The sequence below is a fragment of the Streptomyces scabichelini genome (genome assembly GCF_011045015.1).
Lineage (GTDB): Bacteria > Actinomycetota > Actinomycetes > Streptomycetales > Streptomycetaceae > Streptomyces > Streptomyces scabichelini.
This window is the reverse complement of the sequence record NZ_JAAKZY010000079.1, coordinates 1-25,502: the sequence shown is the minus strand read 5'-3', so window position 1 is coordinate 25,502 and position 25,502 is coordinate 1. Positions and strand designations below refer to the sequence as shown.

The 25,502-nt window shown below is 70.1% G+C and carries 28 protein-coding genes; 19 read left to right on the top strand and 9 right to left on the bottom strand.

Going from position 1 to position 25,502, the window contains the following annotated elements; translation table 11 throughout:
- The first annotated feature begins 42 nt into the window (after window positions 1–42).
- Window positions 43–966 (top strand): LysR family transcriptional regulator ArgP, encoded by a 924-nt coding sequence (locus tag G5C60_RS24245; protein WP_165262783.1) that lies wholly within the window; start codon window positions 43–45, stop codon window positions 964–966.
- A gap of 124 nt (window positions 967–1,090) precedes the next feature.
- Here G5C60_RS24245 and G5C60_RS24240 read toward each other — a convergent pair whose 3' ends face one another.
- A complete protein-coding gene (locus tag G5C60_RS24240) occupies window positions 1,091–1,624 on the bottom strand; it encodes a hypothetical protein (RefSeq protein WP_165262781.1) in 534 nt (177 codons plus the stop codon).
- Window positions 1,625–2,212: 588 nt separating this feature from the next.
- On the opposite strand from G5C60_RS24240, the gene G5C60_RS24235 reads away from it, so the two are divergent.
- The 3 genes from G5C60_RS24235 to G5C60_RS24225 all read left to right on the top strand — a co-directional run bounded on the left by G5C60_RS24235 (window position 2,213) and on the right by G5C60_RS24225 (window position 5,730).
- On the top strand, window positions 2,213–2,590 hold the full coding sequence (locus G5C60_RS24235; protein ID WP_241267028.1) for a DUF485 domain-containing protein: 378 nt from the start codon (window positions 2,213–2,215) through the stop codon (window positions 2,588–2,590).
- A gap of 17 nt (window positions 2,591–2,607) precedes the next feature.
- Window positions 2,608–4,242, top strand: coding sequence for a solute symporter family protein (locus tag G5C60_RS24230; protein ID WP_165262776.1), 1,635 nt, complete (start codon window positions 2,608–2,610; stop codon window positions 4,240–4,242).
- A 186-nt stretch (window positions 4,243–4,428) separates the two neighbouring features.
- The gene (locus G5C60_RS24225; protein ID WP_165262774.1) at window positions 4,429–5,730 is read left to right on the top strand and encodes a DUF4032 domain-containing protein; all 1,302 of its coding nucleotides are present in this window, start codon (window positions 4,429–4,431) and stop codon (window positions 5,728–5,730) included.
- Here the strand turns inward: G5C60_RS24225 and G5C60_RS24220 are convergent.
- Window positions 5,691–6,539, bottom strand: coding sequence for a universal stress protein (locus G5C60_RS24220; protein WP_165262772.1), 849 nt, complete (start codon window positions 6,537–6,539; stop codon window positions 5,691–5,693). The genes G5C60_RS24225 and G5C60_RS24220 overlap by 40 nt on opposite strands.
- Before the next feature lie 251 nt (window positions 6,540–6,790).
- On the opposite strand from G5C60_RS24220, the gene G5C60_RS24215 reads away from it, so the two are divergent.
- The 5 genes from G5C60_RS24215 to ligD all read left to right on the top strand — a co-directional run bounded on the left by G5C60_RS24215 (window position 6,791) and on the right by ligD (window position 10,425).
- Window positions 6,791–7,417 (top strand): RNA polymerase sigma factor, encoded by a 627-nt coding sequence (locus G5C60_RS24215; RefSeq protein WP_165262770.1) that lies wholly within the window; start codon window positions 6,791–6,793, stop codon window positions 7,415–7,417.
- The gene (locus tag G5C60_RS24210) at window positions 7,407–8,000 is read left to right on the top strand and encodes a hypothetical protein (RefSeq protein ID WP_165262768.1); all 594 of its coding nucleotides are present in this window, start codon (window positions 7,407–7,409) and stop codon (window positions 7,998–8,000) included. The genes G5C60_RS24215 and G5C60_RS24210 overlap by 11 nt, the downstream gene beginning before the upstream one ends.
- Before the next feature lie 124 nt (window positions 8,001–8,124).
- Entirely contained in the window at window positions 8,125–8,523 is a 399-nt protein-coding gene (locus tag G5C60_RS24205; protein ID WP_165262766.1) for a hypothetical protein, read from the top strand.
- A 267-nt stretch (window positions 8,524–8,790) separates the two neighbouring features.
- Window positions 8,791–9,408, top strand: a complete 618-nt coding sequence (locus G5C60_RS24200; RefSeq protein WP_165262764.1) for a DNA polymerase ligase N-terminal domain-containing protein — start codon at window positions 8,791–8,793, stop codon at window positions 9,406–9,408.
- Between the two features lie 6 nt (window positions 9,409–9,414).
- Window positions 9,415–10,425 (top strand): non-homologous end-joining DNA ligase, encoded by a 1,011-nt coding sequence (gene ligD, locus G5C60_RS24195; protein ID WP_165262762.1) that lies wholly within the window; start codon window positions 9,415–9,417, stop codon window positions 10,423–10,425.
- A 10-nt stretch (window positions 10,426–10,435) separates the two neighbouring features.
- Here the strand turns inward: ligD and G5C60_RS24190 are convergent, their stop codons facing one another.
- From G5C60_RS24190 to G5C60_RS24180, 3 genes are all read right to left on the bottom strand, one after another.
- Window positions 10,436–11,896 (bottom strand): Orn/Lys/Arg family decarboxylase, encoded by a 1,461-nt coding sequence (locus tag G5C60_RS24190; RefSeq protein ID WP_165262760.1) that lies wholly within the window; start codon window positions 11,894–11,896, stop codon window positions 10,436–10,438.
- A 49-nt stretch (window positions 11,897–11,945) separates the two neighbouring features.
- Window positions 11,946–12,146, bottom strand: coding sequence for a hypothetical protein (locus G5C60_RS24185; RefSeq protein ID WP_165262758.1), 201 nt, complete (start codon window positions 12,144–12,146; stop codon window positions 11,946–11,948).
- Between the two features lie 128 nt (window positions 12,147–12,274).
- On the bottom strand, window positions 12,275–12,466 hold the full coding sequence (locus G5C60_RS24180) for a CsbD family protein (RefSeq protein ID WP_165262756.1): 192 nt from the start codon (window positions 12,464–12,466) through the stop codon (window positions 12,275–12,277).
- 293 nt (window positions 12,467–12,759) lie between these two features.
- On the opposite strand from G5C60_RS24180, the gene G5C60_RS24175 reads away from it, so the two are divergent.
- Entirely contained in the window at window positions 12,760–13,074 is a 315-nt protein-coding gene (locus G5C60_RS24175; RefSeq protein ID WP_338145907.1) for an ANTAR domain-containing protein, read from the top strand.
- Window positions 13,075–13,357: 283 nt separating this feature from the next.
- Here the strand turns inward: G5C60_RS24175 and G5C60_RS24170 are convergent, their stop codons facing one another.
- A complete protein-coding gene (locus tag G5C60_RS24170) occupies window positions 13,358–14,155 on the bottom strand; it encodes an RNA polymerase sigma factor SigF (protein ID WP_165262752.1) in 798 nt (265 codons plus the stop codon).
- Window positions 14,156–14,486: 331 nt separating this feature from the next.
- On the opposite strand from G5C60_RS24170, the gene G5C60_RS24165 reads away from it, so the two are divergent.
- The 4 genes from G5C60_RS24165 to G5C60_RS24150 all read left to right on the top strand — a co-directional run bounded on the left by G5C60_RS24165 (window position 14,487) and on the right by G5C60_RS24150 (window position 16,364).
- Window positions 14,487–14,657, top strand: coding sequence for a hydrophobic protein (locus G5C60_RS24165; RefSeq protein ID WP_165262750.1), 171 nt, complete (start codon window positions 14,487–14,489; stop codon window positions 14,655–14,657).
- Window positions 14,658–14,830: 173 nt separating this feature from the next.
- On the top strand, window positions 14,831–15,199 hold the full coding sequence (locus G5C60_RS24160) for a DUF6479 family protein (protein WP_165262748.1): 369 nt from the start codon (window positions 14,831–14,833) through the stop codon (window positions 15,197–15,199).
- A gap of 57 nt (window positions 15,200–15,256) precedes the next feature.
- Window positions 15,257–15,607 (top strand): DUF8129 domain-containing protein, encoded by a 351-nt coding sequence (locus G5C60_RS24155; RefSeq protein WP_165262746.1) that lies wholly within the window; start codon window positions 15,257–15,259, stop codon window positions 15,605–15,607.
- A 130-nt stretch (window positions 15,608–15,737) separates the two neighbouring features.
- Window positions 15,738–16,364 (top strand): alpha-ketoglutarate-dependent dioxygenase AlkB, encoded by a 627-nt coding sequence (locus tag G5C60_RS24150; protein WP_165262744.1) that lies wholly within the window; start codon window positions 15,738–15,740, stop codon window positions 16,362–16,364.
- A 34-nt stretch (window positions 16,365–16,398) separates the two neighbouring features.
- Here G5C60_RS24150 and chvE read toward each other — a convergent pair whose 3' ends face one another.
- From chvE to G5C60_RS24135, 3 genes are all read right to left on the bottom strand, one after another.
- Window positions 16,399–17,487, bottom strand: coding sequence for a multiple monosaccharide ABC transporter substrate-binding protein (gene chvE, locus G5C60_RS24145; RefSeq protein WP_420907402.1), 1,089 nt, complete (start codon window positions 17,485–17,487; stop codon window positions 16,399–16,401).
- A 381-nt stretch (window positions 17,488–17,868) separates the two neighbouring features.
- Complete coding sequence (locus tag G5C60_RS24140; protein WP_165262813.1) at window positions 17,869–18,684, bottom strand: aminoglycoside adenylyltransferase family protein; 816 nt, start codon at window positions 18,682–18,684, stop codon at window positions 17,869–17,871.
- Between the two features lie 92 nt (window positions 18,685–18,776).
- The gene (locus G5C60_RS24135; protein ID WP_165262740.1) at window positions 18,777–22,007 is read right to left on the bottom strand and encodes an amidohydrolase family protein; all 3,231 of its coding nucleotides are present in this window, start codon (window positions 22,005–22,007) and stop codon (window positions 18,777–18,779) included.
- Between the two features lie 152 nt (window positions 22,008–22,159).
- Between G5C60_RS24135 and G5C60_RS24130 the strand changes: the two genes are divergently transcribed.
- From G5C60_RS24130 to G5C60_RS24110, 5 genes are all read left to right on the top strand, one after another.
- On the top strand, window positions 22,160–22,435 hold the full coding sequence (locus G5C60_RS24130) for a YkvA family protein (protein ID WP_165262738.1): 276 nt from the start codon (window positions 22,160–22,162) through the stop codon (window positions 22,433–22,435).
- Window positions 22,436–22,538: 103 nt separating this feature from the next.
- Entirely contained in the window at window positions 22,539–23,285 is a 747-nt protein-coding gene (locus tag G5C60_RS24125; protein ID WP_165262811.1) for an MBL fold metallo-hydrolase, read from the top strand.
- Between the two features lie 135 nt (window positions 23,286–23,420).
- The gene (locus tag G5C60_RS24120; RefSeq protein ID WP_165262736.1) at window positions 23,421–24,236 is read left to right on the top strand and encodes an SAM-dependent methyltransferase; all 816 of its coding nucleotides are present in this window, start codon (window positions 23,421–23,423) and stop codon (window positions 24,234–24,236) included.
- Between the two features lie 41 nt (window positions 24,237–24,277).
- On the top strand, window positions 24,278–24,955 hold the full coding sequence (locus G5C60_RS24115) for a VOC family protein (RefSeq protein WP_241267027.1): 678 nt from the start codon (window positions 24,278–24,280) through the stop codon (window positions 24,953–24,955).
- A gap of 96 nt (window positions 24,956–25,051) precedes the next feature.
- Window positions 25,052–25,502: TerD family protein (locus tag G5C60_RS24110; protein ID WP_165262732.1), on the top strand; the 451-nt coding region annotated here is incomplete at its 3' end.

Below are 25,502 nucleotides of genomic sequence, written 5' to 3'. Positions count from 1 at the left end.
AGCAGAAGTACAGCTAAGGATTCTTAAGTAACATTAGCCGTCATGATGACGGAGCTTCCCCTCGACCAGGTGCGCACCCTGCTCGCCGTGGTGGACGAGGGCACGTTCGACGCCGCGGCCGGCGCCCTTCAAGTGACGCCCTCGGCGGTCAGCCAGCGCGTCAAGGCGCTCGAACAGCGCACGGGGCGCGTCCTGCTGATCCGTACGAAACCGGTTCGGCCGACCGAGTCCGGCGAGGTCGTCGTGCGTTTCGCACGCCAGCTGGCCCGGCTGGAACGCGACGCCCACGCCGAGCTCGGCATGAGCGGCTCCCATGAACCGACGCGCCTGTCGATCGCGGTGAACTCCGACTCGCTGGCGACCTGGTTCCTGCCGGCGCTCACGCGCGTGCCCGAGGAGCTGCAGGTCTGTTACGAGCTGCGCCGCGAGGACCAGGACCACACGGCCGCGCTGCTGCGCGAGGGGCTGGTGATGGCGGCGGTGACCTCGTCGCCGGACCCGGTGGCCGGCTGTTCCGTCCGCAGTCTGGGCCGTATGAGTTATGTCCCGGCGGCGAGCCCCGGCTTCGCCGCGCGCCGGCTCGGCGGCTGGCCCGACGCGCCGCTGCGGGACGTCATCGCCGACGCCCCCGTGGTGAGCTTCGACCGGCGCGACGACCTTCAGGACGGGTTCGTACGGGGACTGGGGCGCGGCCGGCACGGTGCGAGCTCGCTGCGCCACTTCGTACCGACCTCGGAGGGCTTCGTCGAGGCGGTCACCGCCGGGATGGGCTGGGGCATGGTGCCCGAGGTGCAGGCCGCGCCTCTGCTGGAGGCGGGTCGACTTGTCAATCTCGCGCCGGACCGGAAGATCGACATTCCCCTGTTCTGGCAGCAGTGGAAACTCGATTTCCCGGCACTGGCAACCGTCGCCGAGGTCGTCGCCTCGGCGGCCACGGAAGCTCTCGATACGGGGCGACGTGGCTGACCGATTCCCGAGGCGGTTCGTCAAGTAAAAAGAAGGACGAGTTCACCGAAGAAGCGGCGCCCGGATTGTCAAGGTCGAAGTAATTCCTTTCTCTATATCCTCACAAATCCAGGCTGAACAAACATCAAGCGGTCGGACCCGGCCCTTCTTCCTTCCTGAGGAAGCTGGTCACCTGGGCGGCGAGGCTGTCCTTGGGGCCGTCAGGACGGGCTCCGACGCCGACGGCCGGCTCGCGCAGGTCGATGCCGCCCGACCAGAGATACCGGTGGGTCCACTCGTCGTCGACCTTCAGCTGGACCTGGACGTCCACCTGGGGCACCCGGGTCTCGTCGGCGGCGGCGTAGAGGACTGCCGTGACCCGGCGCAGCGGGTAGACGTCGAAACCCTCGATGAACTGCGAGTTCCGCCAGTCCAGGAAGGCGCTCTCGCCGTCGGCGCCGGCGCGGACGTCGAGCTGGCCGTCTTCGAGATGGATGCCGAAGTAGTCCGTCGTACGGTTCTCGACGGTCACCCGGAACCTGAAGTAGGTCAGGCCCTCGGCCGCGTCGTCGCGCCCCCGCGGCGGCTCCGCCTTCTCCAGGCCGTGGACACGGACACGCAGGCCGGCATGCTCCTCGCCGTACTCCTGCCAGTCCCCCACCACGTTCGGCTCGTACACAGTTCACCTCTCGCGTTCAGAGAGCTGCTTCCTATCTGTGCGCGCGACGACGTGTCAAATGAGCAGAATGGGCTGTGGCCAGGGATTTTGCCCCACTTGATCGCTGATCAAGCGCTGCCCAGCCAGTATCCGCGCACCGGGCTCCGTCGGTGGCCGGACGCGCGTGCTGCACATCACGTCCCGCTCGCGTCCCATGGCCTCCGCACACGGGCGTGTCACCGGCACGGATGCGGTCAGGCGAGGAGCTCGGGCGAGACGCTCGAGCGGGACACCCGGGCGGGAAAAGATGACGCGCGTCGAATGAGAGTCACTATCGGACAATTGCATTGACGCGGTTGATTGTTGAAACGATGGAATGCCACAATCCGATCGGCCGCGCTGACCACCCCACCAGCGGGGCCGCCCGGCATGGCCGGGATGAGGATTTCAGTGTCATTTCGGGCGAATTCCCGACCTGCGCGATCCGAAAATTTGAATCCCGTTCAACCCTTACCGCATATTCAGTGAGCAATTTCCGCGTCCAGGCATCAGACAAGGCACGGTATGCCAACACACTCCAGCTCGCCCTACAGCTCCCATTCAGGACAGATGCCACCCGCGCCTCCGGCGGAGAACAGAGTCGGCTCCCATCCCGACTTCCGCGCGATACGCAGCGCCCACCGCTCCTTCGGCATCGTCGCGCTGCTGATCTCGGTCGGCGGCTTCCTCCTGATGGTGCTGCTGTCGAGTTTCGCGCCCGGAGTGCTGAACCAGGAGCTGATCGGCCATGTGACGGTGGGACTGGTGGGCGGCGTGGGCCAGTTCGTCGTCATGGCCGTGACCGCGTGGCGGTACACGCTGCACATGGACCGGCGGATCGACCCGGCCGCCGACCGTCTCCGTGCGGAGATCGCCCGTGACGAGGCCGAGCAGGCTCGTGATCAGCAGGCCCGTGTTCCCCAGCAGAGGCGGTTCGGTTCGTGGTGACTCTCTCCGAAGGTCGCATGATGACTCTCTCCGAGGGTGTCGTCGGCGGCTTCAGTCTGAAGCTGACCTTCGTCCTGTTCGTGTCGGTCGTGGTCGTCAGCATGTTCTCGGCCCTCATCACCGCCCCGCAGGGCGACGAGATCAGCGACTTCTATCTTGGCAACCGGACCATGTCACCCCTGCGCAACGGGCTGGCGATGTGCGGTGACTACTTGTCCGCCGCCACTCTCCTGGGCAGCACCGGACTGGTCGCACTGACCGGATACGACGGTCTGCTCTACCTCGTCGGCACCGTCGTCGCCTGGATGATGGTGGTGCTGCTGATCGCCGAACCCCTGCGCAACTCGGGCAAGTTCACCCTCGGCGACACCCTGGCCCTGCGTCTGCCCCGCAACCAGCGCTCCGTCCGCATCGCCCTGGCCGCCTGCACGCTGACCATCTGCGTTCTCTACATCGTCGCCCAACTCGTCGGCAGCGTGGCCCTGTTGACCCAGTTCATCGGCGCGCCGAGCAGCACCACCCGCACCATGTGCGTCGTACTCATCGGCACCCTCGTCGTGCTGTACGTGGCGCTCGGCGGGATGCCCGGCGCGACCTTCATCCAGATCGTCAAGGCCGTCATGCTGGTCGTGGGCGTCACGGTGACCGCCATCATCGTGCTGCACCGCTACGGCTGGAACCTCAACGACCTCCTCGGCGCCGCCGCCGACGGCAGCGGGATGGGGCAACGGTTCCTGGAGCCGGGGCTGCGCTACGGAGGGAGTACGACCAGCAAGCTCGACTTCTTCAGCCTGCAACTCGCCATCGCGCTGGGCCTGGCAGCGCTCCCCCACGTGATGATGCGCCTGCTCGCTCCTCGCTCGACCCGTGTGCTGCGCCGCTCGGTGCTGTGGGCGACGGGCCTGGTCGGCTTCGTGTGTCTGGCCGCCGGCGTGCTGGGCCTGGGTGCGACGGCGATCGTCGGCCGCCAAGCCATCGCGGACGTCGACTCCAAGGGTGACGCGGCGGTTCTGCTGCTCGCCAACTCCATCGGCGGCTCCGTACTGACCGCGCTCATCTCCTGTCTGGCGTTCCTGACGCTGATGGCCGTCGCCGCAGGACTCATGCTCGCTGCGGCCTCATCGCTCGCGCACGACGTGTACGGGCAGGTGGTCCGCAAGGGGAAGGCGAGCCAGACGGAGGAGCTGACCGCGGCCCGGTTGTCCGCCGTCGTCATCGGCGTCCTCGGGATACTCCTCGCGCTCGTGTCCTATGGCGCCAACACGGCCACTCTGGCGTTCCTGGCCTTCGCCATCGCCGCGTCCGCCATCCTGCCGACCATGGTCTACAGCCTGTTCTGGCGTCGCTTCAACGCCCGCGGCGCCCTGCTGAGCCTGTACGGAGGCCTCGCCATATCCGTGCTGCTGGTGGTCTGCTCCCCCGTCGTCTCCTCGACGCCCGCTTCGTTCTTCCCCGACGCGGACTTCGCCTTCTTCCCCCTCCAGAATCCGGGCATCGTGTCCGTACCGGCCGGTTTCCTGCTGGGCTGGCTCGGCACCCTGCTGAGCGGTCACGGGGAAGACCCCGAGGTGTACGAGAAGTTCGAGGTCCGCTCGATGCTCGGCACCGACGACCAGCAGGAGCAGCAGCAGCCGGTGGGCGCGCCGCAGTGACACCACCCGGGCAACGCCTCGGCTCTCCGCCCTGACCGGTGTGGCCGGTACCGCGCCCTGCGGTACCGGCCACTCGCTTGGCCACGGGCGCTCGGCGGACCTCCCGCAGGTTGACGTACGGGGCGTTCAGGTGCGGAGATGCTCCTGCGACGTGACGGACGACCGCGAGGCGAGGGCCCAAGAGCGATGGCATTGCACATCAGCGCCACCAACCCGGAGCATCCCGCGCTGCTGCTCGAACTGCCCTGGCAGCTGCCGCTCGAGGAGTGGCCGGAGCGCCACCTGGTGCCGCTGCCGCGCGGCATCTCGCGGCACGTGGTGCGGTACGCGCGCGCCGGTACGGAGGTGGTGGCCGTCAAGGAGCTGGCCGAGCGCCCTGCGCTGCGGGAGTACGAGCTGCTGCGCAGTCTCCACCGGCTCAACATCCCCGCGGTGGATCCGGTCGCCGTGGTCACCGGCCGCACCCAGGGCGACACTCCCCTGGAACCCGTGCTGATCACCCGGCACCTGAACGGCTCGATGCCCTACCGGTCGATGTTCGAGACGACGATGCGGCCCGCCACCATGCACCGGCTGATGGACGCGCTCGCCGTGCTGCTGGTGCGGCTCCATCTGGCCGGGTTCGCCTGGGGTGACTGCTCCCTGTCCAACACGCTGTTCCGGCGCGACGCCGGGGCGTACGCCGCGTACCTGGTGGACGCGGAGACCGGCGAGCTGCGCCAGAAGCTCAGCGACGGGCAGCGCTCGTACGATCTCGATCTCGCGCGCGTGAACATCAGCGGCGAACTGCTCGACCTGGAGGCGTCGGGGGCACTGCACCCGTCCGTCGACCCGATCGACTTCGGCACGGAGATCTGCGGGCGTTACCAGAGCCTGTGGGAGGAACTGACCCGTACGTCCGTGTATCCGGCGGGCAAGCACCACTACATCGACCGCCGGGTCCGGCGGCTCAACGAACTCGGCTTCGACGTCGCCGAGATGCAGATCGCGCACTCCTCTAACGGTGACACCGTCACCTTCGTCCCCAAGGTCGTCGACGCGGGCCACCACCAGCGGCAGCTACTGCGCCTGACCGGGCTCGACACCGAGGAGAACCAGGCGCGCCGGCTCCTCAACGACCTGGAGAGCTGGATGGCCACCCAGGACGACTACGCACCCGGCGACCCTCTCGGCGCGCGTCCCGAGGTGCTGGCCCACCGCTGGGTGCGCGATGTGTTCCGGCCCACCGTGCGCGCCGTACCGCGGGATCTGCGCGGCTCCATGGACGCGGCCGAGCTGTACCACGGGCTCCTCGAACACCGCTGGTACCTGTCCGAACGGGCGCAGCACGACATCGGCCTGGACACGGCCGTCGAGGACTACGTCAAGCACATCCTGCCGAAGATCCGGGAGAAGCTGCCGTCGCCGGACGCCGCCGCGCCATCGGCGCCGTCGACCGAGGCGGGCGCTCAGGACGGCGGTACGACCGCCACCGGGCAGGGCGCGTGATGCATGACCGCGTGCGCCACCGAGCCGATCCGTGACCCGACGGCCGAGCGGTGGGCACGGCGCCCGACCACCATCAGCTGGGCCCGGGCAGCCGCCGACAGCAGTACCTCCCCCGCGCTGCCGATCTCGACGTGCTCGGTCACGGGCACGTCGGGAAACCGTTCCCGCCAGGGCCGCAGCGCTTCGTCGAGCGCCTTCTTCTCGTACGGCTCCAGGCCGCCGGCCTCGTCGAGGAGTTTCAACGAACCGGGGCTGAACGTGTAGAGCGCCGGCAGGCTCCAGGCACGTACGGCGCGCACGGCGGCGCCGCGTGCCCGCGCCGTCTCGAAGGCGAACTCCAGGGCGGCGCCGCTGTCGTCCGGGCCGCCCTGCTGTCCCACGACGATCTCGCGGCCCGCCGCTTCGTGTTCGGCACGGTCGTCGGCGCGTACGAGGACGACGGGGCGCCCGGATTCGGCGGTCACCTGCTGGCCGACGGAACCGAGCAGGAAGCCGACGATCGCTCCGTGCCCGCGCGAGCCGAGCGCCAGCAGCTCGGCGTCCGCCGCCTCGGCGACCAGCGACGCGACCGGTGCCGCGTCCAGGAGGTCGGTGGCCACCGTCAGGTGCGGGTGCCGCTCGGCGAGGCCGCTCGCGGCCTCCCGCAGCGCGTCCCGCGCCCCCGGGGCATGCTCGCCCGCGTCGGCCGTCTCCCAGGCGTGCACCAGACGCAGCGGCAGCTCGCGACGGACGGCTTCCCGGCCGGCCCATGCCACAGCCGCCAGGCTCTCGGGTGATCCGTCCACTCCCACGGTGATCGGGCGGGTCATACGGCTGCCCCTCTTTCCTGCGTCGCCTGCCCGGCCAGGAGTCGCCGGCCGGACTGACGACGGTACACAGGACGCGGGCCGGTGTGGCTTGGGTGGGCGGGCCCGAGGTGGGAGTTGAGGTGAGGGTTGCGCGCCGAGCCGGAAAAAGACCTGCGTGTCATCGCCGCCGCCGGGTAAATGATCACTCGGTGCACAACGCGGCGGGCAGGCGACGGCCCGCCCGATCTCACAACGGGGAGACACACGAGCCCATGGGCCACCCGCCGACCGGTCCTTCACCCTCGCCGTCACCGCCACAGACCCGCTTCGACGAGACCTTCTGCGCGCTGCTGCCCAGGCTCTACCGAAGAGCCGTCATGCTGGCCGGGACGAGATCCTGGGCCGAGGACGCCGTGCACGAGGCCTACCTGAAGCTGGCCGCACGGCCGCAACGATTCCTCGACCACCCGGAGCCGTACGCCTATGCCTTCACCGCCCTGCTCAGCGTCGTACGCGACACCCATCGCCGCGAGCGCCGCCAGGTCCTGGTGGATGATCTGGAGGTGTCGGGTGCCACCGATGCCGCCGGGCAGGCGGGCCGCCTTGGCTCGATCGGGCCGGTGGTCGCCGCGGGCTGGGACGGCGGAGTGGAGCGCCGCGACGCCGAGATGGAGGCGGTACGGCTGCTGGGGCGGCTCTCTTCCAAGCAGGCGGGAGTGGTGATACTCGTCGACCTGGACGGTTACACCATCGATCAGGCCGCCCGGATCATGAGAGTGCACCGTGGCACGGCCGCCCGGCATCGCACGCGTGCACTGGAGAAGCTGCGCTCACTGCTGGACGGGAGTGAGAGCGAGCGCTCTGACGGACCAGGAAAGGAGCCGGGGCATGAGGCCTGACGCAGAGCCCGACGAGCGCGTGGCCGCACTGCTGCGCGACCGGCTCAGAGCCGCCGACGAGGAGATCGGGACACCGCCCGGGCTGTGGGAGCGCGTTCGGGCCGCCGACGCCCAGCCCCGCAGGGCAGCCATCGGCACCCGGCTCCGGCTCGGGTGGGCGGTCGCGGCAACCGCCGTCCTGGTGTGCGCCGTCGTGTTGGGCGCCTGGTGGCTGGTCCGGCCGACCGCCGACACTCCGGCCGACGGCGGGCGCTTCACCCTCTCGGTGACGGTGTTCAACGCCGAGGGTCCGTGCCGGCCGCTGCGGACCATGGAGTGCGCGCTGCGACTGGCGAAGGATCCGTACGCCGAGTACGCGGCCCCGGACAACACGGCGGGCCGCGTCTGGCACGGCGACCGGCTGTCGGCGGCGTGCGTCGTCACGCGCGGCACACTGGTCACCGACGAGAGCGGCGTCACGTCGACGCGCTGGTACCTCGTCAGGACCCGCGACGGAGCGGAGGGCTGGCTGCCCGGTGTCCGTACGCGCAACACGGCCGAAGTGCGCACCTGTTCCGAGAGCGAGGTCGGCAACTCCCGCTGACAGCCGCACCCTTGGGATGTGACGAGGGTCACTCGCCCCGGTGTCATACAGGGAGGTGCGTGTCCTCGTGTGCCGTGCGTAAGGCAAGCACGACGACCAAGCGCGACAACACGGGGAGATCTCCATGCGACTTCGTACTGCCCTCGGTGCGGCCCTCGCCGCGACGGCCCTGACGGCCGGGCTGGCCGGCCCGGCCGCTGCCGCCTCGCCCGCTGCCGCCTCGGACGGCGTGTCGGCCCAGGCGAGCTTCACGGTCTGGGCGACCGACGTCAACGTCCGCGACAACCCGGGCGACCCGGCCGCCTGCGACGCGTTCCCGTCGCCGGGCAACTGCCCCGCGGTCGCGGGGCAGTTGCAGCCGAACCAGCCCTTCGAGGCGGTCTGCCAGAAGCAGGGGCAGAACGTCGGCGGCAACCCGTGGTGGGTCTACATCACGCGCGGTGACTCCCGCGGCTACATCGCGAGTTACTACGTCGACCACCCGGACAACCAGCTGCCCGGCGTCCCGGTCTGCGGCGCCTGAGCCCCTTCGGAAAAGACCCCATCGGAAAAGTCCTCATCGGGCAGGAAGAGGCCGGGCGCCCGCACGCGCCCGGCCCTTTCCCTGCCGCCGTGCCGCGGCTGGACCAACACCCTCGGGCTGCTCATCGGCGGCATCGGCGGCGGTGTCTTCCTGCTCGCCGTGGTGATCATCGCGGGGTCCTGAGTCGCCCGCGCGCGTGTGGGGTACCCGGGGGCTGCGAGACGGTGCCGGCCCGCTGGAGCCGTGGGCCGGGGGAAGGAGCCGGACGTGGGTGAGAAGGACCGGCTGCGGACCTACCGCGGCAAGCGTGACTTCGACAGGACCAAGGAGCCTCACGGCGCCGGGGAAACCGACGGCCAGGACGTGTCGTCGGACGACGGGCGTCACTTCGTGGTGCAGATCCACGACGCGAGCACGATGCACTTCGACTTCCGGCTGCAGGTCGACGACGTGCTGAAGTCCTGGTCCGTCCCGAAAGGGCCGTCGGCCGATCCGCGGGACAAGCGGCTCGCCATGCCCACCGAGGACCATCCGCTGGAGTACGAGGAGTTCGAGGGCGTGATCGCCGAGGGCGAGTACGGCGGCGGAACCGTCATCGTCTGGGACCACGGCACGTACCGGCCCATGAGCCATGACCGGCGTGGCCGGCCCGTGCCCTTCGACGAGGCGCTGGAGCGCGGACACGCCACGTTCTGGCTCGACGGCTCGAAGCTGCACGGCGGGTACGCCCTGACCCGCTTCCGCGATGGCAAACGTGAGTCGTGGCTGCTGGTGAAGACGGACGACGCGCGGGCCAGGCCCGGTGCCCCCGGGACGCCCGATCCGCGGCGGGCCCGCTCGGTGCGCAGCGGGCGCACCCTGCGGCAGGTCGCCCGGGAGGAGTGAGCGGCGATGACCGATCTCCTGGGGACCCTGTCCGCCGACGAGAGCCGGCGGCTGCGCGAGGCACGCCCCGGCGTGGAGCTGGCCGCCCAGCCGATGCTCGCCACGCTGAGCGACCGGCGGGACTTTCCCGGCGGGTGGATCTTCGAGCGGAAGCTGGACGGCGTCCGGGTCCTTGCGGTCCGCGAGAGCGGGCGAGTGGTGCTGCTCTCCCGCACCGGCAACCGGCTCAACGACACGTACCCGGAGATCGCCGAAGCGCTCGCGGCCCAGTCGTGCACGGATTTCACGGCGGACGGCGAGATCGTCGCGTTCGCCCACGGCCGTACCGACTTCTCCCGGCTCCAGCAGCGGATGGGGCTCACCCGGCGGCGGGAGATCGAGGCGAGCGGCGTCGCCGTGACGTACTACCTGTTCGATCTGCTGCGGCTTGACGGCGCGGACACCACACAGCTGCCGTTGCGCACCCGCAAGTCGCTGCTGCGGCGGGCCCTGACGTTCCGCACCCCGCTGCGGATGAGCACGCATCGCAACGAGGGCGGCGCGGAGTTGCTGGCCGAGTCGTGCGCCCACGGCTGGGAGGGGCTGATCGCGAAGCGGGCCGACAGCCGCTACCAGCCGCGTCGTTCGGTGGACTGGCTCAAGCTGAAGTGCTCCCAGGGTCAGGAGTTCGTCGTCGCCGGATTCACCGAGCCGGCCGGAAGCCGCGTCGGGCTCGGTGCGCTGCTGCTCGGCTACTACGACGGGGACAAGTTGCGGTACGCGGGCAAAGTGGGCACGGGTTTCGACCATCGCACGCTGGTCGCTCTCCGCGAGAGCCTGGACGGCCTCCACACCTCCGCGTCGCCTTTCGCCGACCGGGTGCGGGAGCCGCGTTCCCACTGGGCGAAGCCGGAGCTGGTCGCGCAGATCGAGTTCACCGAGTGGACCCGGGACGGCATGCTGCGGCACCCGCGGTTCCTCGGACTGCGACACGACAAGACCGCGCGTGACGTCGTCCGCGAGCGGCCCGCGGCATAGCGTCGCCCGCTCACGCGCGGACGCGGATCGTGCGCAGCTGCGGCTCCGAGGCGTCCGGAAGGTTCATGCCTCCCCGCAGGCCGGTGCGCAGGTAACGCAGCACGGGCTCGGTGAGCCGTTCTCCCGGCAGGACGGCCGGGATGCCGGGCGGGTACGGCGTGATCATCTCGGCCGAGACACGGCCGGCCGCCCGCTCCGTCGGCACGCTTTCCGTGGCGCCGAAGTACGCGTCGCGGGGTCGGCAGGCCTGTTCAAGACGCATGTCCCGCCCGCTCGGCACGTCGATGACCGGCGCCGCGGCCAGTTCCCCGGCGTGCTCGGCGAGGTCCCACAGCGCGTCGATCAGCGGCTGCGTGGTGGCGGTCGTGTCGGCGTGGGTGAGCTGGGCGTTGATGCGCCGGTGGTCCGCGAGGTGCACGTCGATGTGGTGCTCGGTGCGCAGCAGGTCGGCCGCGCGGTAGCCGGTCGTACCGAGACCGCTGACGTCGATGACCACGGGCAGGGGATCGAAGTCGGCGGACAGGCCGGGCCCCACGAGGTCGTCGCGGTCCAGGACGTGCAGGCCGGGTATCTCGTCGATGGCGGAGCGGACGTCCGCGGCCAGCCGCAGCGCGTCGTCCAGGAGGTCCTTCCCGTGGAGGGCCATCTGACGGCGCCAGGCGTCGAGTCCCGCGTAGATGAGGACCGAGGGGCTGGTGGTGCCGAACAGGTCGGCGCGCGACTGCAGGGTCTTCGCCTCGATCAGGGAGCCCTGAAGGTGGTAGACGGAGCCCTGCTCCAGGCCGCTGCCCATCTTGTGGATGCTCGTCACGCAGACGTCCGCGCCGGCGTCCATCGCCCAGGGCGGCAGGTCCGGGTGGAAGGGCAGATGGGCGCCCCAGGCCTCGTCGACGACGAGGGGCAGGTCGCGCACGTGGAAGATCTCCGCGATGTCCTCGAGGGCGGCGCAACCGCCGTACGGGGTGGGGCTGGTGACGACGGCGCCGCGCGCGTCCGGATGGCGGGTGAGCGCCTCCTCGAAGGCTTCCGGGCCGGGTGCATGGGCCAGGCGCTGCTTCACGTCCCACTGAGGATCGACCCAGACCGGTTCGATCCCGGAGAGGATCAGGCCGGAGATCACCGACTTGTGGGCGTCGCGTCCCACGATGAGCTTCTCGCCCGGGCCCGCCACGGCGAGCATCGCCGCCTTGACGGACAGGGAGCTGCCGCACGTCGTGAAGAACGTGTGCTCGGCGTGGACCGCGTCCGCCATCAGCTCCTCCGCACGCAGCAGCACGTGTCCGCTCGTACGCCGGTCGTCGAGGCCTCCTGACGCCAGGAGGTCGGTGTGGTAGACGGCGTCACCGAGTATCGCGCGGGCCTGCGGGTCGGCACCTCGCGCCTGCTTGTGGCCGGGCGGGGTGAAGGCGAGCTCGCTTCGCTCGTGGTAGCGCCGCAGGGCCTCGAGTACGGGTGCCTGTGTGTGGTCCACGGTTGCTGGCCTCCCTCCGGCAGTGACGTCTGCTGTGGGGGCGTACCGCTCAGTCGGTGCCGTCCACCTCGGTGGCTTCCCGGTTCGCCCGGGTGCTCGGAGTGATGGGGTCGCCGGGGCCGCGGTCCCGGCCCTCGGAGGTGTCCGTGTCGTCCTCGTGCCCCTGCTCCTTGACTTCCTCCAGGGCCTCTTCGGCCGCGGTACGGGTTCCCTTCTTGCGCCTCAGCGGGCGCCGCATGAGCTTGCGCATACGGCGGCGAGTACCCCGGTGCGACGGTGGGCAGTCCGGTCGGCCCGTCATGGAGCACGGACGCCCCCGGCGGCCGCACGGGCCGAGCCCGAAACGACCGCCGGAGGCGCGGCGGCGATGAGCCCGGTCTACCGTCCGGACTTCTTCCCACGCTCGGTGCCCTTCGCCCGCTCGGTGGCCTTCGCCGCGGCTTCCTCCGCCTCACCCGCCGTCTGCTCGCCCCGGCCCTCGACCTCCCGGGCCTTGTCGCCCATGGCCCTGCCGGTGGTCTCCTTCATCTTGCCCTTCATCTGCTTGGCCTTGCCCTTTGCCTTAGCCATGATCTTCCGTCCTTCGTGGGGGTTGGACTGGCGTATCCACCCTGCGCCCCGGCCTTCACCTTCGCAATTCGTGAATCGTTCACCACAGTGAGCGAGCAAAACAGCATGCGTATGCGCTCGCACTGGCATGTGCCCGGACAAGTGGCGACGATGGAGTCGGACGAAGCACGCAAGGCCAGAACCAAGGGATGACGACGGACAAACACGTAAGCGCTCCGACCCCGGAGGCGACGATGACCTCACACACCCGTTCGGGAACTGCCGAGCCGGCCGGCGGCCCGCAGGGGTCGGCCGTGCCCGACGACACGGCCCAGATCGTCGAGTTGCAGGAGGAGATCGGCCAGCTCAAGGAAGCCGTGACCTCCCATGCCGTCGTGGATCAGGCGATCGGCATGATGGTCGCGCTGGGACGGGTGACACCCGACCAGGGCTGGGCCGTGCTGCGGGACGTTTCCCAGCACACGAACATCAAGCTGCGAAATGTCGCGGAGCTGATCCTCATCTGGGGGCAGAAAGGCGATCTCCCACCCGATGTCCGAGCAACGCTGGAAGACACGCTCGATCGTTACGGGCCCACGCAGATTCCGGGCGGTCCACCACTGCGGTGATCGACGTCCCGGACCCGTTGGCATTCCTCGATTCCTCGACGGGACTCCTCAACAGGGCAGAGGAACCGCTGTGTTCGAACGGACCTGAAGCGTTTCGGTTCGGCCCACGTGGTTAGTTCGGACAACAGCGGCACATTGACGAACCGCTCCCGGGAGGGTTCGGCAGTGAGCTCGCCGCTCGCTCGCCCGGCCGGGCCAGGTCCGCGCCGGGCGGCCGGGTGAATCCACCCGGGGCACAGCGGTGGGGGAATCCACCCGGGGCACACCGGCGCGGGGCCGGGCATCAGGCTGCCGGTTCGGAGAGGGCTTTCTCCCTCAGTTCGGCGCAGCAGGCGCTGAGCAGCCGGGACACGTGCATCTGCGAGATGCCGAGCTGGTTCGCGATGCGGCTTTGCGTCATCCCTCCGAAGAAGCGCAGATAGAGGATGGTCCGTTCGCGCTCGGGGAGCTCTTGCAGACAGGGCTTCACGGCCTCACGGTCAACGACGAGATCGAACCCGGCGTCGGGCTCTCCCAGGATGTCTCCCAGCGCGTAACCGTCGTCGCTGCCCGGCAGTTCGGCGTCCAGGGAGAGTGCGGTGAAACTGTCGAGGGCTTCGAGACCGATACGTACGTCGTCCTCGCTCATCCGCGCGTGCTCGGCGATCTCGGCGACGGTGGGCCGACGGCCGGGTGCCGTCTGCGACAGGTCCTTCGCGGCCGTGCGGACCCGGTTGCGCAGGTCCTGGACTCGACGCGGCACATGAAGGACCCACATATGGTCCCGGAAGTGGCGCTTGATCTCACCGGTGATCGTCGGGATCGCGTAACTCTCGAAGGCGCAGCCACGCTCCGGGTCGTAGCGGGCGACCGCCTTGACGAGGCCGAGTGCCGCGACCTGGCACAGATCCTCGACCGACTCGCCCCGACCCCGGTACTGGGTGGCGATGCGCTCGGCCATGGGCAGCCAGGCCTGGACGATCTCGTCACGCAGCGCGTCGTGCTCGGGCCCCTCGGGCAGAGCGGCAAGCCTTTCGAAGGCCGCGGCCGTGTCAGGGGCGTCATCGTGCGGGTGTTGCTTCGATCTGACGGTGACTCGCATGGTGCGTCGCATCTCCCTCAGAAGGTGCTGACTGGACAGTCACCATGGGAGGGCGCACACACGGACCGTTCGGGACACACCCGCGATCTGGCGGACCAGCTCTCCCACGGACGTGCCTCCTGTCCGAAGCACTTATAGGGCATTTGCCCGCTATTCAGCAAGTCAAACGGCACAGAAATCAGGAATAATGTGACGTTGGGCGATCGACCGATTCTTCACTGTGACAGGGCGCCGAGAAATACCCGGAGTTCCGCCGCCGGGAAATGCCGCGTCACATCGTCCGTTGCAGAGCGACGAATCGGGGAACCCGGCGCCTCAGGAGGTGGAGGTCATGGTCCCCATCCTGCTGGTCCTCCTTCTGATCCTGATCCTTTTCGGGACGGGATTCGCGGTCGAGGCTCTCTGGTGGATCGCTCTCGCCGTGCTCGTCATCTGGTTGCTCGGCTTCCTGATGCGCAGCACCACGGTGACGGGAACCCGGTCGCGCTGGTACAGGTGGTGACCGTGCAGCGCAGGGTCCTCCTCCTGCGCCTCAGGCGTTGGATCTACGTCACCCTCGCGTGGACGCCCGGGACCCGCACGCGAACGGGCCACTGACCGGACGGGCCACCGACCGACTGGTGCCGGGCACCGCAGACAGCTGTTTCGGTCGGCCGCGCCGGGTACTCGCGGGAGATGGACATCGTCACGACTCGACTGGCCGCATCCTCCGCGGTGGCGGGCGGCGTGATTCCGTTCCTGGTCGGGCTCGTCATCGTCGGCGCCCTGATCTGGGCCGTGTCGCGTGGCCGCCGGATCCGCGCCCGTGAGCCCGCGCCGCCACGCCCCGAGGAACAGCCCCGGCCGCCCGCCTCCGGCCCCGTGCACGAGGTCCGTGAACGGCGGGAGCCCGCCGAGGTGCCGCGCGGCCGTCATCGGCTCACCCCGCACCGGCTGCGGGGACACGGCAACACCCGTACGCGCCGCGCGGCGGACCAGGATCCGCCGAAGTGGGACGAGAACTCCAGCGGAGGGTTCGGCAGTGGTGGCCCCGGGCGGACCTGATCCTTCGACGCACGGGTGCGATGCCGACAGGAAGGACAGGAAGGAAGGAGTACGCACATGAGCCACACCGACCGCGAGGCCCTGCCCCTGCCCGACTTCGACCATCTGCCGCTGGGCGGTCTGCGGAGCCGTATCCGCGCATTGTCGGCCGACGAGGTGGAGCAGGTACTGGAATACGAGCGCGCGCACGCCGACCGCACACCGGTGGTGGAGATGATCAAGGCCCGGCTGGGCGAGCTCGCCTCCGGGGCGGAACCCACGGGCGGCGACCCCACGGCCGTGCGCCCCGAACAGTCTCCGCAGCGCCCGGGCCGGACGGTGTCACCCGCCACCGCCGCGGAGGCCACCCACCCACCGCCGCACGGGACGCCTGACCAGCGCGGCAGGCCGAAGGGCAACCAGACCTGAGCGTCCCGCCACACGGTCTCTGTTCGACTCGGCGCCTGCTCGGCACCCAGCAGTCGTGGGGCCGGCGAGCACCATCAGCGGGGGGCACCTCTGCCGTACAAGCATTCGAATATGAGCGTAACCTGGAATCATGTCCACGCACCTCCAGGGCTCGCTCTTCGACCAGACCGACGACATCCGCCTCGGCCCGCTGCACGAGCTGCGCAGGACCCGGCTCGGCGACGGCGCCTGGATCGATCTGCTGCCGGGATGGCTGCGCGGGGCCGACGCCCTGTTCGCCCGGCTCGCCACCGAGGTGCCGTGGCGGGCCGAACGGCGGCAGATGTACGAGAACACGGTGGACGTCCCGCGCCTGCTCGCCCACTACAGTGCCGACGACGAGCTGCCGCACCCCGTCCTTGACGAGGCGCGGGACACCCTTTCCTCGTACTACGCCGACGAGTTGGGCGAGCCCTTCACCACCGCCGGACTCTGCTACTACCGGGACGGCCGCGACAGCGTGGCCTGGCACGGGGACCGGACCGGCCGGGGCGCGCGAGAGGACACGATGGTCGCCATCCTGTCCGTGGGCGCGCCGCGCGACCTGCTCCTGCGCCCTCGGCGCGGCGGCGCCGGGATACGCCGGCCACTCGGGCACGGGGACCTGATCGTGATGGGCGGTTCCTGCCAGCGCACCTGGGAACACGCGATTCCCAAGACCACGCGTGCGACCGGACCCCGGATCAGCATCCAGTTCCGGCCGCACGGCGTGCACTGACCGCAGCCGACAGCCGCGAGCCGCCTCAGTCGAGTCAGTCGAGGTCGCTCTTGTCGATGTAGCCCGACTCGACGAGCTCCTTGCGGTAATTGCCCTTGTCGACGCTCACCGGTTCCAGGAGATACGCGGGCACGACCTTCTCCCCGTTGTCGTACGAGCTGGTGTCGTTGATCACCGGCTTCTTGTTGTGGATCACCGAGTTGACCATGTACGAGGTGATGAGCGCGAGTTCGCGCGTGTCCTTGTACACGGTCTGCGCCTGCTCACCCGCCATGATCGACTTCACCGAGAGCGGCTCGGCGTCCTGCCCCGTGATGATGGGCAGCCGCTTGCCCTCGTCGCCGTAACCGTGCGCCTTCAGCGCTTCGATGATGCCCCTCGATATGCCGTCGTACGGCGAGAGGACCGCGTCGACGCGCTCGTTCGCGTAGTCGGAGTCGAGCAGTTCGTTCATGCGTTTCTTGGCCCTGACACCGTCCCAGCGCAGCGTCGTGACCTGCTCCATCTCGGTCTGCCCGGATTTCACGACGAGGTCGCCGCTCTCGATGTAGGGCTGCAGAATCCTCATCGCGCTCTCGAAGAAGTAGCCGGTGTTGTTGTCGTCGGGTGAGCCGGCGAACACCTCGATGTTGAACGGGCCCTTCTTGCTGCCGTTGACCAGTCCGAGTCGCTCGATCAGGAAGTCGGCCTGGAGCTCACCGACCTGCTCGTTGTCGAAGGTGGCGTAGTAGTCCACGTCGGAACTGTTCAGGATCAGGCGGTCGTACGAGATCACGGGGATGTGGGCGGATTCCGCCCTGCGCAGCACATCGGTGAGCGAACGCCCGTCGACCGAGGCGATGACCAGGGCGTCCACACCCTGGTCGATCATCGCCTCCACCTGCTCGACCTGGGTCTTCGGGTCGTCTTCGGCGTACTTCAGGGAGGTCTCGTAGCCGAAGCCCTCGATCTGGGTGACCATGTTCCGGCCGTCGTCGATCCACCGCTGGGACGTGGTGGTGGGCATCGCTATACCGACGGTCGTGGCACCTCCACTTCCCGCATCGCCGCTCTCACCGCAGGCGGCGAGAGACAGGGAGACGACCACAGACATGGCCGCGGCCACGGTGGTGCGGGTGCGCATGCTCATCGTTCCTCACAGAGTGACAAGTGACCTCACCGAACTGGAGCGCGCAGCTGGAACGCCCGGTGGGTTCGCCAGATGAACCGACGCCCGAATGCGGGGGAACTTCCGGGGTCGGCGGGGCTCACCGGGTCTCGGTGAGGTGGTGCAGCATTCAGACCGTTCGGTATGGGTCTCGGAGCGGTATTTCGTTGAACCCGCACACGAGCAGGCCGGGATGACCGGCCCCCACGCGCGCGGCCTCGTACGTGGGGTGCCGGGCAGCGTATACCGATGTGAACTCTCTGTGGTCTTCTTTTGTCACATTCGTTGCGACGGCGCACGGCCAGCGATCAAGCGTGCAACAGAATCCGCCGCCCTGGGAACGCGATCGCTGCACAACTAGCGTCGATGTACCTCCAGTTGGGCAACCAAGTGGTCGGCGAGCTCGCGGACCTGCGGCATCAGGCCCTCCCAGGACTCCGTCTCGTCCCCGAGATAGACGGACCGCGCACGGGCCAGTACGGGCCGATGCCGGGCCGGAAGCCGGTCGAGCACCCAGGTGGCCGCCGCGTCCTTCGACATGATCGTCCCCGTCTCCAGGGTGGCCCGGACACGGGCGAGCGTCAGCAGGACGTTGCGGGTGTCCGACTCCAGCTCGGCGAGCAGCTCCGGTACACCGGCGACGATCGCCCACCGCAGGTCCTCGTGCGGGACGGGATCGAGGACGTCCGCCGGGGGCGGGCCGAACAGCGGTGCGTTCCCGAGCAACACCATCGTGATCAGCGGCGCGAGGTCGGGCGCGGGCGCCGGAGCGGGCACCATCCCGCGCTCGAACTCGTCGCGCAGCCACTCGCCGTAGAGGAACTCGCAGCGGGGCGGACAGCGCCAGGGACGGACGTCGCCCTGGGCGACGACAGTGAGTTCTACGGGGCGGCCTGGTCCGTTCCGGGCCTCGCCGCCCGAGACCTCCAGCAGTCCTTGGAGCAGGGCCCGGCGCTCCTGCTCCGTCGTGCGCCGCCGCAGGACGACGAACACATCGAGGTCGCTGCTCGGTCGCAGACCGCCGAGTACGGCGGAGCCGTGCAGGTAGACGCCGATGACGTCCGTGCCGAGTACGCGGTGCACCAGGCGCAGGACGTCGTCGGTCTGCGGATCGGTCCGGGGGTCCGTCTGGGGTTCTGTAGCGGGTTCTGTGCGGGGATCCGTCTGGGGCATGCGGTCGATCACGGTTCGGAGGGTAGGCGGCCGAGAGGTCTCCGGGCATCCGGGTTTCGGCCGGACCGCCGGAGCAGACAGCAGGCAGCGTCTCAGAGCTCTGAGCCGCAGCACCCCTCCCGCCGCATGAGCCGTCCCACCTCGAGCCAGTCGTCCTCGTCCGTCTCGTCCGCCTCGTCCGTCGAGCGGCGGCTCGCGGGTTCGTACGCGGCCACGAGCTCCTCGGTCGTGTACGGCATCCCGCCCCGGAGCACGGAGGCCGTACGGACGAGTGTGTCGAAGTCCGTGAACGGGTCGCCGTCCACCACCGTCAGGTCGGCGAGCCTGCCCGGTTGCAGCGTGCCGAGGTGGTCGTCGACGCCGAAGAGCCGGGCGGGCAGCACGGTGGCGGTGCGCAGGGCCGCCGCCGGGGACAGTCCACCCCGGTGCAGTGCGCGCAGGCCGAGGTGGAGGGCGAGGCCGACGGGAACGAGGGGCTGGTCGGTGCCGAGGGCGACCAGGCCGCCCGCGGCCAGGACCCTCCGGTAGATGTCGGTCTCGGTACGCAGGGTCGCCAGCTGCGCGGGGGTCGGCGGCACGCCCGCCGACTGCCGGACCAGGGCGACGTCCCACGGCGGCATCACGGCGGTCACCCTGGGGTCGTCGGCGAGCCCCGGGTCCGCGCCGAGGAGCGGCGCGGAGGTGAACGGCGTGGCGATGAGGCCGAAGTCGACGCCCCGCGCGCTGTAGATCTCCACCAGGTCCTGGTACGCGCGCCCGGACGCGGTCACCGCGTGCCCGAACTCGGCCCGCTGCGTGGCCTGCAAGTGAGTGGTCAGGTCCTGGCCGAGCTGGACGCCCGGCGACAGCATGTGGCCGCCGGTCCGCACGCCGAGCCGCTCGTGGGCGAAGCGCGCGGCCTCCGCCATCACCCAGCTCGGCGCCCGCACATAGGTTTTCACGAAGTCCCAGTCGAGCGCGGCGCCCCGCTCCAGTGAGCGCCGCAGCCCGTCCTCGGTGCGGTGGGCGCGCCCCATGCTGTACGCGACGCGGGCTCCGTCGAGCAGTTCGCCCGTGGTCAGCAGCCGGGGTCCGGCGAGCTGTCCGGTCGCCACGGCCTCGCGGATACGGGCCTGCTCGTGGGCGAATCCGCCGAGGGACACGGCGGTGGTGATGCCGTAGGTGAGCTGGCCGACGGTCTGGCGTCCGCCGTAGGTGCTCTGCCAGGGGTGGGTGTGGGTGTCCCAGAGTCCGGGGACGACGGTGTGCTCCGAGGCGTCGATCCGTCTCAGTGCCCCGCGCCGCCGGTGCGGTTCGACCGCGGTGACGCGTCCACCGCGTACCACGAGGTCGACGTCGTCGCGTACGGATTCGCCCGTGCCGTCCCACAGTCGGCCGGCGTGCACCACCGTGTCGGCGGGTACGGGTCTGCGCTGGTCGAGCGGTACGCGGACCGTCCGCGCGGGACCGCCGTCGACGTCGATCAGCCGGAGCCGGGCGCCCGACAGGTACAGCAGCGTCTTCGAGTCGCCTGACCAGGAGGGGTGGTCGGCCGGTTCGGTGGTGAGGGCGCGCAGGGCGCCCCGCGGGGTGCCGTCAGGCGCGACGGGCAGCAGACAGAGCGCTGATTCGACGATCACCGCCATCCAGCGTCCGTCGGGCGACCAGACGGGCCCGGAGTCGTACCGGTCGGCGAGGGAGACATGGGGTGCCGCGGCGTGCAACCGGTCGGTGCCGGTGGTGGTGTCGACGACCCGGATGAGGTTGTAGCCCTCGCGGAAGCGGAGGTTGAGGCGGTTGCGGTCGCACAACGTTACGTAGCGGCCGTCGGGCGACCAGCTGGGCCGGCCGGGCAGCCCGCCCGCGCCCAGCGGGGCCGCGAGCACGCGTTCCGTACCGGACTCCAGATCGCGGACGACGAGTTGCCCGGTCATGTCGAGGCAGGCGAGTCGCGTGCCGTCGGGCGAGAGCGCCGGGTGGACCCGGCCGCCGGTCGCGAGCGCGGTCTCCTCCCCCGTGGCGAGATCTCGCCGGTACACGCCGAGCAGTCCGTCGCGGTCGTCGGCGTACAGCAGTGAGCGCCCGTCGCGCGCCCACACGGGTCCGAGAAGATAGCGGGTGGGCGCCGACCGGCGCAGCCGCTTCGGCGCCCGGCCGCCCGAACTGTCCGCCAGCCACAGCGAGTTGAGCGCGGCGAACGCGATCCGCCGTCCGTCGGGCGAGAGGGCCGGCAGGTGGATGCCGCGCACCGGCCGCGCCCGCCCCTCCCCCAGGTCGTACTCCTTGACGCGGTAATGCGGCCGGTCCACGGGGAGCGCGCCCTCGAAGGGGATCGTTTCCGGCTCCGCCGGTTTCTCCGGTCGTACGAGGGTGAAGTGGCCGTCCACGGTGAGCAGCAGCTCTCCCGCCGTCGTCCAGCGCGGGGGCACCGGCGCGATGTCTCCGGCGACGGTGACGGGTTCGCCTTCGACGACAAGCGTGCAGGAGCCGTTCGGTGACGCGGTGACCCGCAGATACGCCAGGCGCCGGCCGTCCGGTGCGAGGGCGGGCGTCATGACCTGGGCGGCCTCGGTCTCGGTGTGTTCCACGACGACCGGGCCCGTGCCCCCGGCCGGGACTGCGGCGACGGTCCGCGCTTGCAGCGCGGAGCCGGTGGAGTTGGTGACGCCCTTGGCCCGTACGAACAGGATCCGCTTTCCGTCCGGCGACCAGGTGGGGTCGAAGTCCTCCCACGCTCCGTCCTGCAGCGGGCCGTCCTGCCCGGGGAGGCCGGTGACGCGGTTCAGTTCACCGGTGCGCAGGTCCAGCACATGGATGCGGTACGGGCTGCCGGTCACCGGGTCCCCGCCACGCTCGGAGGCGAGGGCGAGACGGGTGCCGTCGGGCGACCAGGCCGGGCCGCGGTCGTCCCAGGAGCCATCCGTGCGCTGCCGTACCTCCGAGCCGTCGGGGCGCATCGTCCACACGTGGAAACCGCCGCCCTCGTACGCGCAGAACGCGATGAGCTTGCCGTCGGGGGCATACACGGGCCGGTTCGGTTCGAGGCCCGCCGGGGTGAGGGGGACGGCCTTGCCTCCGGTGCGCGGCAGCGACCACAGGATGCTCTGGATCTCGACGACCAGCCGGTCTCCGCCGGGTGCGAGGGTCGCCGAGCCGTTCGTGGCCGCCGTGAAGGACAGCGAGAGCCCGGTGCGCGGCCGCGCTGTGGCGGGCGCGGAGCCGACGGCGGTGATGGCCCCGGCGGCGCCCGCGGCACCCGCTGCCGCGAGGAGTTGTCGACGGGAGAGGGGGAGGGAGAGGGAGAGGGACGGAGAAGGGGAGGCATTGCTCCTGTCACGGTCCATGGCTCAGCACGCTCGCGTATCTCGGAGCGCGTGAGCAACAGCGCCATTCAGCCAAACAGGTCGGTTCCTTCCGGTTGGTGACGATGGGAACGAACCGGGGAAGTTGAACAGGACGGAAGAAGGACAAGCCGGGACGAGCAGAGGCAGGACGCATGGACACCAGCACGTGGGTTGTGGTCCTCCTCGTGGCCGTACTGCTGGCCGCCGCCCTGGCGGTGGCGATCGCCCTGCTGGTCCGGCTGGTCCGGACCCGGCGCGCTCTGCGGCGCGCGGGACTCCCGACGGGCTCCCCCTGGGTCTTCTGGGGAGCCGTCGCCTACGTCGTCCTGCCGGCCGACCTCCTGCCCGACCCGGCCTACCTGGACGACATCGGAGTCCTGCTCCTGGCCCTGCGGTCACTACGCACTTCTGCGGACCTGCGGCCCTGAGCTCCGGACCCGAGGCACTGAGTTCCGGACCGGCACCCCTGGGGCGAGCACGCATCTGCTTGGCTGTGTCAGGCAGGCAGGGACCCAGAAGGTCGGGAAGATGATGCAGGCACACATGCGCCAAGTCGCCGACGATGTCCATCTGGTGCACGGAAGCAACACCAACTGGGTGATCCTCACCGAAGGTGACGCCGTCACCCTGGTGGACACCGGCTATCGCGGAGACCGCGAGAAGGTCCTCGAATCGCTGTCGGCCGTGGGCAGTTCGCCCGAGGCGGTCGCGGCCGTGCTCATCACGCACGCACACAACGACCATCTCGGCTCGGCCGAATACCTCAGCCGTACGTACGGCACGCCGGTCTATACCCACGAGGCCGAAGTCCCGCATGCGCGCCGGGACTTCCTCCACCAGGTGTCCATCGACCGGATCCTGCGGAACGCCTGGCGCCCCGGCGTACTCCCGTGGGCGGTGCACGCGCTCCGGTCCGGCGGCACCGCGCACGTCCCCGTCACAAGCCCCCAGCCGTTTCCCTCCGCCGGGCCTCTGGACCTGCCCGGCCACCCCGTTCCGGTGCACACCCCCGGCCACACCGACGGCCACAGCGCCCTCCACCTGCCGGAGGCGGGGATCGTGATCTCGGGCGACGCACTGGTCAGCGGCCATCCCACCTCGCGCGTGAAGGGTCCGCAGCTGCTCCCCGTCATGTTCCACCACGACCGAGGCCGTGCGCTCGCCTCGCTGAACACCTTCGAGACACTCTCCGGAGACGTGATGCTGCCCGGGCACGGACCGGTTCACCAGGGTTCCGTGCGCCAGGCGGCCCAGCGCGCCCGGGAGCTGGCCTCCTGACGGTTGGGGCGTTCCGCTTCGATTCTTCGTCTCTTCGTCCGGCAACTGACGCCGCCCGCTTACGAGTTGCGGATCCGTGGTCGGTTACTGTGTGCCCGCGGCAGGCGGATGACGGCGAGTGGGGAGCTGAGCACCATGCACGAGCGGCCGGCGGGCGCAATGGCCCCGATCAACTCCTCCGTGGCGCATCCCGCGCGCGTGTACAACGCCTGGCTGGGCGGCAAGGACAACTACCCGGCCGACCAGGAGGCCGCCGAGCTGGCCGCCGCGGCCAATCCGGAGATCATCCCCGCGGTCAGGGCCAACCGGGCCTTCCTGGGGCGGGCGGTGCGCGAGCTGGCGGGCAAGCCGGGCATCCGGCAGTTCCTCGACATCGGAACCGGCGTCCCCACGGCGGACAACACCCACGAGGTGGCGCAACGGGTCGATCCCAGCGCCCGGGTGGTGTACGTCGACAACGACCCGATCGTGCTGGCCCACGCCCAGGCGCTGCTCGTCAGCAACCCGGAAGGGGCCACAGAGTACCTGCAGGCGGACCTGCGGGACGTCGACCGCATCCTCACCGCGGCGCAGGACACGCTGGACCTGTCCCAGCCGGTCGGCCTCATGCTCGTGGCGATCCTGCAGTACATCCCGGACGCCGACGATCCGTACGCCATCACCCGCCGCCTCCTCGACGCGCTGGCCCCCGGCAGCCATCTCGTCCTCTCCCACCCGGCCTCGGACATCGGAGCCGACGAAGTCGCCGAGTCGATGCGCGTGTACAACGAGCGGGCCGCCGAACACGCGGCGGCGACTCCTCGCTCACACAGCGACGTCACCCGGTTCTTCGACGGTACGTATGTGCTGGACCCGGGAGTCGTACAGCTGCCGCAATGGCGTCCCTACCCCGAGGACGCGGCCACCCCCGACGCGCTCCCGATGTGGTGCGGGGTCGGACGCAAACCGTAACGCCCGAGTCCGCGAGGAGTGCGTTGAACGAGTTCTGCTGGATGGACCTCAAGACCCGTGACATCCCCGGCACCGCGGCCTTTTTCTCTACGGTGCTGGGCTGGAAGTTCGCGGTGGATGAAGACGACTGGCGCCGGGCGACCAAGATCTACGTCGACGGCCATCAGCTCGGCGGCGTCAGCGACCTCGGCAATCCGGTCTATCCGCCGGGAACGCCTGCGCATATCGCCTACTACCTCGCGGTCGATGACGTCGACCGTCGCACCGAGGCGGCGACGGCGAACGGCGCACAGCTTGTACTCGCCCCTTTCGATGCCGGGGATCAGGGACGCATGGCGACGCTGATCGATCCGGTCGGCGCGCCTTTCTCTCTGTGGCAAGCGTCCGAGTTCAGCGGCTGGGCGATCCCGCCGCACTCCCATGGCATGCCGCATTCCATGGTCCTCGCCTGCGAACACCCGGACCGGGCCCGGCAGTTCTACGGCGAGATGCTCGGCACCGCCCTCGATCGTGCCGATTTCATCACGGCGTACGGGCCCGAAGCGTCCGCACCCCAGTGGGAACTCGTCATCGCGGTCGACGACTTGGAGCGTGTCGCCGCCCGCGCACGCGACCACGGTCAGCAGTCACTCACCGGGGGCGAGCACACGGGTCCCGGTGTTCTGCGCCTGAGCAGCCCGGAGGGGTTATCGTTCCCGCTTCGCCTCCTCGCCCCGTGACAGGCCGGGGAACCCTCGCTCACCGGTGAGACGTTGTCCGGTCGACGCCCCTCGGGGCGCGTACGGCGATCCGGCACCCCGACAGGCGGCGGCACGATGAGCGAGTTGGTTCCCGGAGGCAATCTGCCCCTGCCGGGTGGCACCCTGACGCTTCAGGTGCCAGGCCCGTTCGATGTGTCCGCGCTCATCACCGATGACAGCGGCAAGGTGCGCGGGGACGGCGACTTCGTGTTCTACAACCAGCCGAGCGCGCCCGGTGCGCGGCTGCACGGGGAGACGCTCAGCGTCGATCCGCCCGCCCTGCGGCCCGGGGCGAGCCGGGTCACCGTGGTCGTCAGTCCCGCCGAGCCCGGCACACCCCTGGGCCGGCTGCCCGCCCCGAGCCTGCGCGTGACCGGCCCGGGCGGCCGTGTCGTCGCCCGGTTCACCCCTGCACGTCCCGAGCGGGAGACAGTGCTGCTGCTCGCCGAGATCTACCGCCGCGGGACCACGTGGAAGCTGCGCGCGCTGGGCCAGGGGTACGCGGACGGGTTGGCGGGGATAGCGC

Bases quoted from the DNA above. Each gene is read 5' to 3' on its own strand.
- G5C60_RS24245 (WP_165262783.1), top strand. From the start codon at position 43: ATGATGACGGAGCTTCCCCTCGACCAGGTGCGCACCCTGCTCGCCGTG.
- G5C60_RS24235 (WP_241267028.1), top strand. From the start codon at position 2,213: ATGCCACCCGCGCCTCCGGCGGAGAACAGAGTCGGCTCCCATCCCGAC.
- G5C60_RS24230 (WP_165262776.1), top strand. From the start codon at position 2,608: ATGATGACTCTCTCCGAGGGTGTCGTCGGCGGCTTCAGTCTGAAGCTG.
- G5C60_RS24225 (WP_165262774.1), top strand. From the start codon at position 4,429: ATGGCATTGCACATCAGCGCCACCAACCCGGAGCATCCCGCGCTGCTG.
- G5C60_RS24220 (WP_165262772.1), bottom strand. From the start codon at position 6,539: ATGACCCGCCCGATCACCGTGGGAGTGGACGGATCACCCGAGAGCCTG.
- G5C60_RS24215 (WP_165262770.1), top strand. From the start codon at position 6,791: ATGGGCCACCCGCCGACCGGTCCTTCACCCTCGCCGTCACCGCCACAG.
- G5C60_RS24210 (WP_165262768.1), top strand. From the start codon at position 7,407: ATGAGGCCTGACGCAGAGCCCGACGAGCGCGTGGCCGCACTGCTGCGC.
- G5C60_RS24205 (WP_165262766.1), top strand. From the start codon at position 8,125: ATGCGACTTCGTACTGCCCTCGGTGCGGCCCTCGCCGCGACGGCCCTG.
- ligD (WP_165262762.1), top strand. From the start codon at position 9,415: ATGACCGATCTCCTGGGGACCCTGTCCGCCGACGAGAGCCGGCGGCTG.
- G5C60_RS24185 (WP_165262758.1), bottom strand. From the start codon at position 12,146: ATGCGCAAGCTCATGCGGCGCCCGCTGAGGCGCAAGAAGGGAACCCGT.
- G5C60_RS24180 (WP_165262756.1), bottom strand. From the start codon at position 12,466: ATGGCTAAGGCAAAGGGCAAGGCCAAGCAGATGAAGGGCAAGATGAAG.
- G5C60_RS24170 (WP_165262752.1), bottom strand. From the start codon at position 14,155: ATGCGAGTCACCGTCAGATCGAAGCAACACCCGCACGATGACGCCCCT.
- G5C60_RS24165 (WP_165262750.1), top strand. From the start codon at position 14,487: ATGGTCCCCATCCTGCTGGTCCTCCTTCTGATCCTGATCCTTTTCGGG.
- G5C60_RS24160 (WP_165262748.1), top strand. From the start codon at position 14,831: ATGGACATCGTCACGACTCGACTGGCCGCATCCTCCGCGGTGGCGGGC.
- G5C60_RS24155 (WP_165262746.1), top strand. From the start codon at position 15,257: ATGAGCCACACCGACCGCGAGGCCCTGCCCCTGCCCGACTTCGACCAT.
- G5C60_RS24150 (WP_165262744.1), top strand. From the start codon at position 15,738: ATGTCCACGCACCTCCAGGGCTCGCTCTTCGACCAGACCGACGACATC.
- chvE (WP_420907402.1), bottom strand. From the start codon at position 17,487: ATGCGCACCCGCACCACCGTGGCCGCGGCCATGTCTGTGGTCGTCTCC.
- G5C60_RS24140 (WP_165262813.1), bottom strand. From the start codon at position 18,684: ATGCCCCAGACGGATCCCCGCACAGAACCCGCTACAGAACCCCAGACG.
- G5C60_RS24135 (WP_165262740.1), bottom strand. From the start codon at position 22,007: ATGGACCGTGACAGGAGCAATGCCTCCCCTTCTCCGTCCCTCTCCCTC.
- G5C60_RS24130 (WP_165262738.1), top strand. From the start codon at position 22,160: ATGGACACCAGCACGTGGGTTGTGGTCCTCCTCGTGGCCGTACTGCTG.
- G5C60_RS24125 (WP_165262811.1), top strand. From the start codon at position 22,539: ATGCAGGCACACATGCGCCAAGTCGCCGACGATGTCCATCTGGTGCAC.
- G5C60_RS24120 (WP_165262736.1), top strand. From the start codon at position 23,421: ATGCACGAGCGGCCGGCGGGCGCAATGGCCCCGATCAACTCCTCCGTG.
- G5C60_RS24115 (WP_241267027.1), top strand. From the start codon at position 24,278: ATGGACCTCAAGACCCGTGACATCCCCGGCACCGCGGCCTTTTTCTCT.